This is a genomic window from Neobacillus niacini (assembly GCF_048572935.1).
In the GTDB taxonomy this organism is placed as follows: Bacteria; Bacillota; Bacilli; order Bacillales; family Cytobacillaceae; genus Neobacillus; species Neobacillus niacini.
The window spans coordinates 1,329,285-1,341,429 of the sequence record NZ_CP183883.1; the positions used below are offsets into that span (position 1 = coordinate 1,329,285).

Genomic DNA, 12,145 nt, shown 5'->3' on the forward strand with positions numbered 1-12,145 from the left:
GTTTGATTTGGTCTACATTTCAGAGTACACTTTGTATATTGTAATATTGAGCAGGTGCAGATATGAACAGTAGACAGAAGGAATTGTTGAGATTGTTGCTTCTTCATGAGGAAGGGGCTTTACAAATAAAAGATTTGGCGGAGCAGCTGAGTTGTGCAGAGAAGACGGTGCGGAATGATTTGGACCGGCTTGAAGAGAATTTGCATGAGTACGAAAGCGCACATTTGTACCGGAAGCCTGGGATTGGAATTGGGATTGAAATCGATGAGCACGACCGATCAGAAATCATGCGCAGTCTGTTAATGAATGAGCCGAAGACACTGGAAGAGCGCTTGTTTGAGATGTCTTTTCAGTTGTTAACGAGTCGGAAGCCTCTCACGCTTCAGTATTGGGCGGACCGCTATTATGTGCCGAAGGCCTCCATAAAAAGAGATATTGAAACGATTACTAATTGGCTGGAGCGCTTTGGTCTTGAGTTGATTTCAAAACAGCGGCTAGGGAATGTCGTTCAAGGTCCAGAGTTGAAAAAACGCAACGCTTTGGCCCACTTGCCGGAATTAATTCCTGCTTTTTCGAACGGAACCAACGTCGTGCTCGATTTATTCTTACCATATGAAATCGACGCTGTAAGAAAGGCCATACTCGACATGCAACATACCTATTCTATCGCTTATACCGATGAGGCAGTGGATAGTTTATTGGTCCATGCTTTGATTATGGTGAAACGGACAAGGCAAAAATCACCGGTTTTCATTGAGCAGAGCGAAACGGCGACAACTCTTGGACATAAAGAGTATCAGTATGCCACATGGCTTTTCCATCAGCTGGAACAGGCCTTTCAGTTGAAATTTCCAGATGAGGAAAAGGTGTACTTTACTTGGCATTTGATTAGCGCGAAACGGATGGGAGAGGGTCGACAGCAGGACCTTCCATACAATCAAGAAACAAGTAAAGTGGTTCAAGAACTGATGGAGAGAATGGCGAAGTTGACGCTCTTTCCTTTTGAAAAGGATCTGATCTTACGGAATGGTCTTATGGTCCATATGCATTCGGTCATTAGTCGAATTCGCTATCACTTCCCGATCACCAATCCGCTGCTTGCGAATATTAAGCGAATGTATCCGTACATGTTCAGTATGGTTATTTTGTCTTTAGAGGAAATCAGAAAAACCTTTGATATCGAAATCCCAGAAGATGAGGCGGCGTATATTCTCCTTCATTTTCAAGCCTCCATTGAACGGCTCGAAGGGAAACGCGAGTCCGAGAAAAAGAAGGCGCTCATTGTTTGTCATATGGGAATCGGTATGTCTCATTTGCTGGAGGCAAAAATTGAGCAGCAATATCATGACATTGAAGTGGTCGCTTGTGTCGGGAAAGCGGAGGTCCATGAGTTTTTAAAACGGAATTCCGTAGATTTTATCATTACAACCGTCCCGCTTGAAAAGGAGAGCACGGATACCATTGTGATTTCACCGCTGTTTGGCCAAGAGGATAAAAAGAAATTAAGTCAGTTCGTGGAGAAGATTGATGTTCGTCAATCCCAAAACACGTTCTTGCCTTTTTTACATGAGGAGCTTGTTTTTTTCAACCTTCATAAGGTTCACCGGTACGAGGTGGTCGAAATGCTTGCCACGGCCCTTTATGAGAAGGGGTATGTTCAAAAAGAGTTTATTTATAGTGCGGTAAAGCGTGAACAGAAATCGGCAACCGCCGTTGGTGGCGGAATTGCGATTCCCCATGGGGATCCTGGGCTCATTCTGAAGCCGGTTTTAGCAGCAGCAGTCTTAGATGAACCGTTGACTTGGGGGGACGAGAACGTCTCGCTTGTTTTTATGCTTGCGCTCACAAAGGAAAATCAAGGTGAGATTCGTGAAATCATTGGGAAGATTTCTTCGTTGAGTGAATCGCCGCTTTTGGTGCATGAGTTGTGCGAAACACAGAATTTTGATCGGTTTATACAGGTATTGCGGGAAAAGTAAGATTTAGGTGAAAAGCAGTGGGCTAAAGCCTAAAGGGCTCCGTTTTGAGCTTCATATCATTTAAATGGCTTGCAAAATGTCATCCGTTTTGCAAGCCATTTTTAGGATCTCCATATTCTCTTCTCCTTATGGTTTTAGTTTTTTCACATCACTTAGCTTTAAAATTCTGCTTTATTCTAATCAATCCTGGCCTATTTTCTAACTCCACGAGACCATATCACCACTGGAATGAGTAATAAGGATAAAATCCCTCCAACAAGTGATAATGTTAGTTAACTTGAACCTGCCACAATGATTCCCGACATGGCTCCACCTGTAGCCCCTGACAACGCACAACAAGGAAAAAAAAGACCGCCGCAGCGATCTTCATCTTTTAGTTTAAGTTTATTTTATTTTGTTTGTGAAATTGTATTAACAAGTTGGGTCAGTGCTTCGTTGATTGGTGTAACTGAGCGACCAAGAACTTTTTCAAAATCATTGCTTTCAACATCTAGTGAACCGTTCCGAATGCTTTCTTGAATTCCTACTACAATCGGAATCACAAAATCAGGTAAACCTAAGCCTTTCATAATCTCTGCATATTTTTCGTCACTAACTTGTTGTACAGGTACTTCTTTACCCAATACATTACCCAGAGCAGATGCCAATTCTTCTTGAGTTAAAAGAGGACCAGAAAGTTCATACACTGTATTTTCGTGACCTTTTCCAACAAGGACCGCTGCGGCTGCATCTGCGTAATCTTGTTGCGGTGCCCAGCCTACTTTACCTTCTCCAGCAGAGGTTACCCATGGAGCTCCATTCATAGCACCTTGAATACTTCCGATTTCGTTATCCAGATACCAATTATTACGCAAGAAAGAATATGGGATACCTGTTTTAATGATGGCTGCTTCTGTCGCAACATGAGGAGGAGCCATTAAATTTTTGCTTTCTGTTGCGTTTGCTAAACTTGTGTAAGCAATAAATTTTACCCCTGCACGCTCAGCTGCTTGGACAGCATTAGTATGTTGATGAATTCTTGTTTCATTGTCACCATCGGCAGAAATAATTAATAAGCGATCAATCCCTGTAAAAGCATTATCTAAGGTGTCTGGACGATCAAAATCTCCTTGACGAACTTCCACTCCACGAGCCCGAAGCCCTTCTGCTTTCTCTGGGTTTCGAACACTCACTGCTAGCTCACTTGCAGGTATAGATTTCAATAAGGATTCTACAACCTTTGAACCTAATTTCCCTGTTGCTCCTGTAACTAATATTTTCATTTTGTACTCCTCCCATTCGGTTTTTCCTGTAACAATACTCATTACATGTAATCATTTTAATTACATGTAATCAACTTGTCAACATGTAAAAATGCTATTTATTATATTGTTCTTAATTTGGTATAATAAACTTGTAATCAAATTAATTACATGATGAACAAATTAATTTATTATCTCGTAAAAAAGTAAGGAAGGAAGATGACTGAAGATGTCCATCAGCAGCAGATTTTCCGTTGGAATTCATATATTAACTCTAATCGAAATAAATAAAGATGGAGTAAGTTCATCTGAATATTTAGCTGGAAGTGTTAACACGAACCCAGCAGTGATCAGGAAAATTATGGGGATGCTAAAAAAAGCAGGATTAATAAAAGTACAACCTGGTATTGCAGGAGCCGAACTCGCAAAGGATTTATCAGATATTACATTGCTTGATGTTTATAAAGCTGTTAATGTTGTCAAGGACAACGAACTGTTTAGCATTCACGAAAATCCAAATCCTGATTGTACCGTCGGAAGGAATATTCAAAATACAATTGAACCACTCTTTTTCAGTGCTCAAACTGCATTGGAGAAGGTTCTCGAAAATGTAACCATTGAAGATGTAGTAAAGGATGTTATTGAAAAAGAGAAACTAAATGTTAAACGTTAAATGTTAAATGTAAGGAATTAATAAAAGACATTCTTCTTTTCAGGAATGTCTTTTTTGTATTACCAAACCTTTAATAAACTAAGTCTTATTGAGTTAACCTGCTTCTTTAGTTCAATAAGAAAATGCCGCCTACAAAAGGCAACTGTTCTTGAAGGAACACACCCTTTAGTTTAAGTACATTTCTTCACAATCTTTACAGTTTCATACTTTGTTTTGTCTTGAAGAAATCCCCACCCTTTTGTTTTTCATCATCAGTTCCCCAATATATTTCTTTGTTCATTTGTTGTAGTTTTGGGATATGTTTTGAACAGTGAATATACGCTTCATCAACTTTTACCATCACCCAACGTTCGGGTTTGTTTCCTTCTTTTTCTTCAATATCATCTATTATCTCTTCAGGAATATTAAATGAGCATAAATGGCTATTTTCTATAATGGCAGCCTTACCATTAACATGTAACCCTATGTTATTCTCAAAAAAATCTATAAACATTAGTCCTATATGTGGGTTTTCTATGATGTTTCCTAAACTTGCCATAACTCCATTCCCTTTATATTCGGGATAAATGATTGTTTTATCATCAATAACACGTACAAAACCTGTTGAGCCAGCTCTAAAAGAGGAGTCACAATGTCCATTAGAATCAGCCGTTGCTACGAACATCATACCTTGTTTTGATATAAAATCTGTCATCTTATTGTTTAGGTAGTTAAGCATTTGATTTTCATAAAAAGAGGATGCTCTCTTGGTTGTTCCATATTGTTCTTGAAGTAAATGTTCTCCTCTTGACATCATCCAACATCCTTTTTAATAATATGGCTATTATTTTAACACATAGTGTGGACAAAATTAGAAATTGTTAAATTTCAAAATATTGTACTTATTGAAGTAACCTGCATCGTTAGTTCAATAAAGAATATGTATTTTCAATTTTACCGAAATGGCAGTAAAATTGATTGCTAAATTGATACGTGAACCTCAAAACGGAACCCTTAACAAAAGCCTCACTGTTTTAAGTAGGTATGAGCATTCATAGGCGGAGAATTTCCGCTAATGTAAACAGAGGAAGCTTAAAAAGCAGATATAAGCGGAGATATTCCGGTTAACGGCTCAAATTTAGCTGAAATCCAAGGATTTGGATCATATAACCGGAATAGCTCCGTTTATTTGTGAGGGAAAATATGTATTTCTCAATTTAGTCGGAATTCCTCCGATTATTTTTTACACACAGTGAACCGCCATGTTCTAAATAAACACATTTTACCGCAACTTCTGGTAAAAATATAAAAAAATTACCAGACATGAAAGCGTTATGATTTAAGTAAGCAATAACTGAATTTATTTTAGAAGTAGGAGGAACGAGCATGGCAAAAATATTAGCTGTTACAGCTTGTCCTGTTGGAATTGCTCATACGTATATGGCTGCTGAGAATTTGCAAAAAGCAGGCAAAGCGTTGGGCGTCGATATAAAGGTTGAGACACAAGGTTCCATTGGTGTTGAGAATGCATTAACGGAGCAGGATATTGCCGAAGCAGATGGCATTATCATTGCAGCGGATAAAGAAGTACCAAAGGAGCGTTTTGCTGGTAAAAAGGTGATTATTACTGGCGTTCAAGATGGCGTTCATAAGCCAGAAGAACTGATTAATAAGGTGTTAAGCCCAGAAGCGCCGGTCTATAAGCCAGAAATGGCAGGTGCTAGCAAGTCGAGCGCGGGTAGGAAAAAGGAAAATCCAATCTACAAGCACTTGATGAGCGGTGTTTCGTACATGGTTCCCTTCATCGTTGTTGGTGGTTTGTTAATCGCGCTAGCCTTAACACTTGGCGGCCAACAAACACCAGGTGGAATTGTGATTCCAGAGGATTCCATTTGGTCTCAAGTTAGTGCACTTGGCGGCACAGCGTTCATGTTCATGGTGCCAATTTTGGCTGGTTTTATTGCCGTAAGTATCGCCGATCGTCCGGGACTTGTACCAGGGATGATTGGTGGTTATATTGCAGCCAATGGTAGTTTTTATGGAAGTGAAGCGGGAGCAGGATTTATCGGTGGTATTATTGCCGGATTCTTAGCTGGTTATGTGGCGTTGGGCATTAAGAAGATTAAGGTGCCAAAAGCGGTACAACCTGTTATGCCAATTATCTTTATCCCGATTATTTCGTCGGTCATTGTTGGTTTATTGTTCATTTATGTTATTGGTGCGCCAGTTGCTTCAGTTTTTGAATCATTGACAACTTGGTTAGCGGGTATGCAAGGTGGAAGTTCGATTTTGCTAGCGATTATTCTTGGTGGAATGATTGCAATTGATATGGGTGGTCCATTCAACAAGGTTGCTTTTCTTTTCGGATCTGCGATGATTGGGGAAGGAAACTACGAAATCATGGGACCGATTGCGGTTGCGATCTGTATCCCGCCGATTGGTTTAGGTCTTGCAACCTTCATCAATAAACGTAAATTCCGTCCAACGGAAAGAGAAGCTGGGAAGGCTTCCTTTACAATGGGATTATTCGGGATTACCGAAGGGGCGATTCCGTTCGCGGCCCAAGATCCACTTCGTGTTATTCCAAGTATCGTTGTCGGTTCTATGGTTGGTTCCGTGATTGCCATGCTTTCAAGTGTAGGGGACAGAGTAGCACATGGCGGTCCGATTGTCGCGGTGTTAGGTGCTGTTGATAACGTGGTTATGTTCTTTATTGCCGTGATTGTTGGTGTGCTTGTAACCGCATTTATGGTTATTGCATTGAAAAAGAATGTTGATGGTGAAGTTGCTGTTGCTGGCGTTGGTGCAGCGGGTACGGTTGCAACACCGGTACGTGAAGAAAAGGTTGAACAGCCGGCCGTTTCTGAAACAGAAATAAAGAAGTTAACCGATATTACTAGCGAATTCTTAATCGAAACTGATTTAGCAGGTACCACACGTGATGACGTCATTGATGAGTTGATTGCGAAATTAGATGCGAGTGGCGTGTTAAGTTCGAAGGAAGAATTTAAACAAGCGATCTTAAATCGTGAAGAGCAAAGCTCAACGGGACTGGGAATGAATATTGCCATTCCGCACGGTAAATCCGCTGCGGTCAAACATCCAACCGTTGCCTTCGGAATCAAACGTGACGGTGTTGACTGGAAGAGCTTAGATGGCTCATCGGCCAAGCTGATTTTCATGATTGCCGTTCCAGAAAAAGCAGCAGGCGATGCGCATTTAAAAATTCTTCAAATGCTTTCACGTAAGCTGATGGATGAAGAGTTTAGAAATCAATTATTGAAAACCACGACAAAAGCAGAAGCATACAAATTGCTAGAAGATATCCAATAATCTTGTTGAAAAGGGAGCGAAGAAAATTTGCTCTCTTTTCAGCTATCACAGAAGGAGAAGATCAATATGTACAAAACAGAACCAATTTTTTTACAACCGGTATTGCAGGAACGAATTTGGGGTGGCGAGAAATTACATACGGAGTTCCATTATGAAATTCCTTCCGCTCATACGGGGGAGGCATGGGTAATTTCCGCACACCCAAACGGACCAAGCATGATTAAAAATGGACCATTAGCAGGAAAGACACTAACGGATGCATGGAAGGAACAAGGTGAGCTTTTTAACAAGGCTTCTAGTAACGAGGAAGAGTATCCTTTGCTGGTGAAAATTTTAGATGCAGCAGATGATTTGTCTGTACAGGTGCACCCGAATGACCAATTCGCTCGTGAGGTGGAAGGTGTCCCTTATGGAAAAACAGAATGCTGGTACGTGGTCAGTGCAGAAGAAGGTGCAGAATTGGTGTTAGGCCACCATGCGAAAACCCAGGAAGAATTGGCTCAGATGGCAGAGCAAGGAGAATGGGATCAGCTGCTCAGACGGATCAAAGTCAAAGCTGGAGATTTTGTCTACGTTCCAAGCGGGACCATTCATGCGATTGGAAAAGGAATTGTTATCCTTGAGACACAGCAGAGCTCTGACATTACGTACCGTGTCTATGATTATGACCGGACCGATGCAGAGGGCAACAAGCGGGAATTGCATCTTGAACGTTCAATTCAAGTGACCACCGTTCCTCATCAGGATGCCGTTGTTGAGCAAACCGAAACGGTTATTGGGGATTTGGTGGAAAAGAAGCTTGTTGAGGAGCAGTACTTTACTGTTTTTCATTGGAACTTAAATGGGAAGGCATCATTGGATATGGCGAAGGATTTCTTGCAGGTAAGTGTTATTGATGGGCGAGCGACTTTAACTATTGGGGACAACAGTTTTGAGATTGAAAAAGGTACTCATTTTATCTTGCCATATGGAATTGGGGGATATAGTTTGGATGGGCGTGGGGAATTTATTGTGTCGCATGTGTAGTTTTTGGTGCCTGTCACTGCCCGGTTTTTGTCGAAGGTTGTTAGGCTCATAGCGGACTTAATTGCAAGGTAGAGCTATACTGAAGATAGCGGTAACAGTTCGTTGGACCATTAATAAAGAATGTGACTAATTACTAAATGATCAACAGTATTATAAAGGTTCAATAAGGATGAATTGCCAGATCAAAGAGATGAGGGAATAAGATGATTGTCATTGAAAATGATTGGTTGCAGGTCAGTATTGAAAGACACGGAGCAGAAGTACGTAAAGTGACGCATAAGAAAAATGCACTGGATTATATGTGGACAGGGGATCCGGCATACTGGGGACGAGTTTCACCTGTCTTATTTCCGATTGTGGGCCGGTTAAAGGAAGATCACTATCAACTGGATGGCCAGACCTACAAAATGTCGCAGCATGGCTTTTTGCGTGACGTTGAATTTGATGTGGCCGAGCAGACTTCAACAACCGTTTCTTTTGTGTTTGAGTCTCTTGGACGCTTCATTCATGTGTATCCTTACGAATTTAAAGCGGTAATTCAGTACAGTCTCAAAGAAGACTCGCTGATTGTTCAGTGGCAAATCCTGAATGAAAACAAGGAAGAGATGTATTTTTCCATTGGTGCACACCCTGCATTTATGATTCCACTGGTTGAAAATGAAACGATTGAAGATTATCAACTGGAATTTACTCCTGCAGCAAAACAGAATGTGATGGAATATGAGATAAAGAATTCCCTCCTTCATGAGAAAGGAACAGCTCATGATCTTTCAACAATTCAACTCAAAAGCTCTCTATTTGCCAATGACGCTCTTATTTACAGCAATATCGATAAAGTTTCATTGGTATCGAATCAGTCAGGTTATGGTGTAGAAGTAATGTTTCAAGGTTTTCCGTTTGTTGGGGTTTGGTCAAAGTATGATGAAACCGATGGGACGATTGCTCCGTTCGTTTGCATTGAGCCTTGGTATGGGATTGCAGATACAGCTGATACAACAGGAAACTTTAAGGAGAAGTTTGGGGTGAATAGGCTTGGGGTCGGGGAGACCTTTCAGGCTGAGTATGTAATGAAGTTTAAGTAACATTTCTCAAATCGGTGCCAAGTCACCCCCGGTTAGAAAAAGAGTCAAAATGCGTTTTGAGTACCAATCTTTAAAAGCTGCTGATTCCCGCAACCATTACAATAGTGTCTGCACTTATTGGTTGGGGAATCAGGTTAAGCACCTAAGTAGATAGTTAGGCGGAAAAATTCCGCCTAATTCGTAATTAGTATTAAAAAAGACCTTAATAGACGGAGGAATTCCGTCTATTGACGTGAAAAACGTGAAAATTGGTAATTTTGCTAGGCATAATCGGAAAACCTCCCCTTATATACCCCGGAACTAATTCAATTCTGAATCTAACCGAAAAATCTCCGCTTATTATACTATCATTCGTTAACTGAAGATGGGGGTCAGACCCCACCCCAACAAATCCTTCAGATTGTACCGTGTTTTTACGTACATCTGAAGGATTTTTACTTTGGGAATTCGTCATAAATATGGTAACGGGCCCATAATAAACTAATTTCGACTTTATTTGACAAATACGGTCATTAAACCAAATTACCCATCGTAACCTGTAGTAGGAAATATTATCGGGGACTTTCAACTTAGAGTGATTAGGAGTAGAGATTATTTTGACTACAGATTTATTTTTGGATGGAGAATTAATGCTAAGCAGAAAAGAAACTCACAGAAAAAACAAGCAGCCAAAGGGTGTACCAGCGTTCACTTCAAGAATGGAAAAACGGGAGTATTATAAGAGTGTCAATCATTTTGACATCCGGAATGTCTTAGATATTAAAGGATTCTTAAACGATATTCGTGACAATTGGAATACATATGTAGCAAAAGTGAGTCAATGGATTCAGAAAAATCCAGTAAAAAGATTGATTGTGACGGGGATTTTTACCGTAGTTCTAGGGATTTCCTCCATCACGGCGAATGCCCAGCCTTTGATAGAAGAATATACTTATCAGGTAAAAAATGGTGAAAAAATTGAAACGATCGCTGCGAAACATGGTGTAACACCACAAGAAATATTAGATGCTAATGGGCTGACTTCCATTGCTGGAAAGAAGATATTGTTACCAAAAGTAACAGATCAAATCGTTACCGCCACTGTACTGAATATTCGATCGCAGCCGACCGCAAAAAGTAGTATTATCGGAAAATATAAAAAAGGTGATGTGGTTAAGGTTGCTTTTAAAGAAGACGGATGGGCGGGTATTTTGGTTAAAGGAAGAGTTTGTTTTGTGAGTATGGATTACCTTATAACCAAACAAACAGTTGAGTCACATCCGACTACGAAAACGATGTCTGTCACGGCAACATCGTTGAGAGTAAGGCAAGCAGGTTCTACGAGTAGTGCGATCCTTGGCTCTTTAAAATTAAACGATCGTGTGGCCGTGGTATCCACTTCTAATGGTTGGGCTAAGATTGATTTCAATGGCAAAGTTGCGTATGTGAGTGCAACCTATTTAACGAATGAAGAATCTAAACAAACAACTAATGATCAAGTGATTGAAACAAACACTTTTGTGATTAAAAGTGGTGATACTTTTACAAAAATCGCTAAAAAAGCAGGTGTTTCCGTGGCACAGATTCAAAAATTAAATCCAGGTGTTGAACCAACAAAGTTGAAAATTGGACAAACCATCAAGATACCTTCCACTACTGAAGCTGCGGCCAACCAAATTAGAGTAACCGCTCAAATCGGTGGAGTGGACCCTAAAGGAACCTTTCGTTTTATCACGGCAGATGGTACCACCCATGACGCAAAAGCATCGGGCAACTTGATCAATGAATTAGTTGACCTTAAAGGTCAGGAAGTCACATTATCTTTGGAAGGTAAGAGAGGGAAATTATTGAATTTAGTTTCCATTGTGTAGGTAGTCAAGGTAGAGGCCAGTTTTTGAAACTGGTCTCTTTAAGTGCCTGTTATGAAAAAGAATGAATTAAAAATAGAATGGCAAAAGCAATACCTGACCGTAAATGCCACTTCCGGTCCATTCTACGATATCGAAATAGGCCTGATATAGGAACTGGAAGTAGGACTAGCAAGGAAAGCAATCCGCTTATATTACTAAAATCAAATTTGAAGCCGTACATAAAGACAGCTACCGTATGTACGATAATAAATGCGATGGCTATAATTGCGGCTGGAGTATGCCATTTACGGGTAAAGCGCAGCAAAATGGACAACCATTTTTTTATCTGGCTTTGACCTTTCAGCATACGAAGCTTAATAACACGGAGAATGACATAATAAGCAAGTACAAAAAATAAGAAAATTCTTGCGTTGGAGCCAAAACCTTTAAATGTATGTTCGAACTGCTTGCTGTGCAGAGTGGTTAATGAAAGCTGAAAAATTCCCTTAAGTCCCCAAAACAGTATCAAAGTAGCGATAATAATGGCCACGATTAACCATAATCGTTCCTTCCTAGGAATCCATTCTTTTTTTTGAACTTTGATCTCCCGTGTATTCATTTATCTGTCCTCCTATAAATATGAGAAGTGTATACACTCCATAAACCCACTTCCACTTAAGAAACCAAAAAATAAAATACTTCACATCTTTTAAATTAACTCTGTAAGAACCATTCCTTCGCTTTCAACTCTACGTTGTTCAAATACATATAAGTCCCCTGATGTTTTTATAAAAATAAGCCAATTATAGTTAAAATAACCTTCCTTATTTTTTTAATACAAATTCATACATTAATGAGGTTACCTTACAAATCGGTTATGAGAATAGATAGGCGTAGTTTTTCCGGTTAATGTAAATAGAGGGTGCTTAAGGAGCAGATATAAGCGGAGAATTCCGATTAACTGTTCTAAATTGGACCAAATCCAAAGATTTGGATCATATAA

Annotated in this window: 9 protein-coding genes; 6 read left to right on the top strand and 3 right to left on the bottom strand. The window is 40.0% G+C overall.

The window, feature by feature from the left end:
• Window positions 1-62: 62 nt before the first annotated feature.
• Window positions 63-1,979, top strand: coding sequence for a BglG family transcription antiterminator (locus tag ACN6MT_RS06410; RefSeq protein ID WP_419955184.1), 1,917 nt, complete (start codon window positions 63-65; stop codon window positions 1,977-1,979).
• A gap of 389 nt (window positions 1,980-2,368) precedes the next feature.
• On the opposite strand, the gene ACN6MT_RS06415 is transcribed toward ACN6MT_RS06410, so the two are convergent.
• Window positions 2,369-3,241 (bottom strand): SDR family oxidoreductase, encoded by an 873-nt coding sequence (locus tag ACN6MT_RS06415; protein ID WP_419955185.1) that lies wholly within the window; start codon window positions 3,239-3,241, stop codon window positions 2,369-2,371.
• Window positions 3,242-3,449: 208 nt separating this feature from the next.
• On the opposite strand from ACN6MT_RS06415, the gene ACN6MT_RS06420 reads away from it, so the two are divergent.
• On the top strand, window positions 3,450-3,893 hold the full coding sequence (locus ACN6MT_RS06420) for an Rrf2 family transcriptional regulator (RefSeq protein ID WP_100407839.1): 444 nt from the start codon (window positions 3,450-3,452) through the stop codon (window positions 3,891-3,893).
• Window positions 3,894-4,086: 193 nt separating this feature from the next.
• Here ACN6MT_RS06420 and ACN6MT_RS06425 read toward each other — a convergent pair whose 3' ends face one another.
• Window positions 4,087-4,689, bottom strand: a complete 603-nt coding sequence (locus tag ACN6MT_RS06425; protein WP_419955186.1) for a pyridoxamine 5'-phosphate oxidase family protein — start codon at window positions 4,687-4,689, stop codon at window positions 4,087-4,089.
• Between the two features lie 569 nt (window positions 4,690-5,258).
• Between ACN6MT_RS06425 and ACN6MT_RS06430 the strand changes: the two genes are divergently transcribed.
• From ACN6MT_RS06430 to ACN6MT_RS06445, 4 genes are all read left to right on the top strand, one after another.
• Complete coding sequence (locus ACN6MT_RS06430) at window positions 5,259-7,205, top strand: fructose-specific PTS transporter subunit EIIC (protein WP_419955187.1); 1,947 nt, start codon at window positions 5,259-5,261, stop codon at window positions 7,203-7,205.
• 66 nt (window positions 7,206-7,271) lie between these two features.
• Window positions 7,272-8,231 (top strand): mannose-6-phosphate isomerase, class I, encoded by a 960-nt coding sequence (gene manA / locus ACN6MT_RS06435; RefSeq protein ID WP_419955188.1) that lies wholly within the window; start codon window positions 7,272-7,274, stop codon window positions 8,229-8,231.
• Window positions 8,232-8,434: 203 nt separating this feature from the next.
• Entirely contained in the window at window positions 8,435-9,313 is an 879-nt protein-coding gene (locus ACN6MT_RS06440) for an aldose 1-epimerase family protein (RefSeq protein WP_419955189.1), read from the top strand.
• A gap of 596 nt (window positions 9,314-9,909) precedes the next feature.
• Window positions 9,910-11,163, top strand: a complete 1,254-nt coding sequence (locus ACN6MT_RS06445; protein WP_419955190.1) for an SH3 domain-containing protein — start codon at window positions 9,910-9,912, stop codon at window positions 11,161-11,163.
• A 49-nt stretch (window positions 11,164-11,212) separates the two neighbouring features.
• Here the strand turns inward: ACN6MT_RS06445 and ACN6MT_RS06450 are convergent, their stop codons facing one another.
• Window positions 11,213-11,761, bottom strand: coding sequence for a hypothetical protein (locus ACN6MT_RS06450; RefSeq protein ID WP_419955191.1), 549 nt, complete (start codon window positions 11,759-11,761; stop codon window positions 11,213-11,215).
• Window positions 11,762-12,145 lie beyond the last annotated feature (384 nt).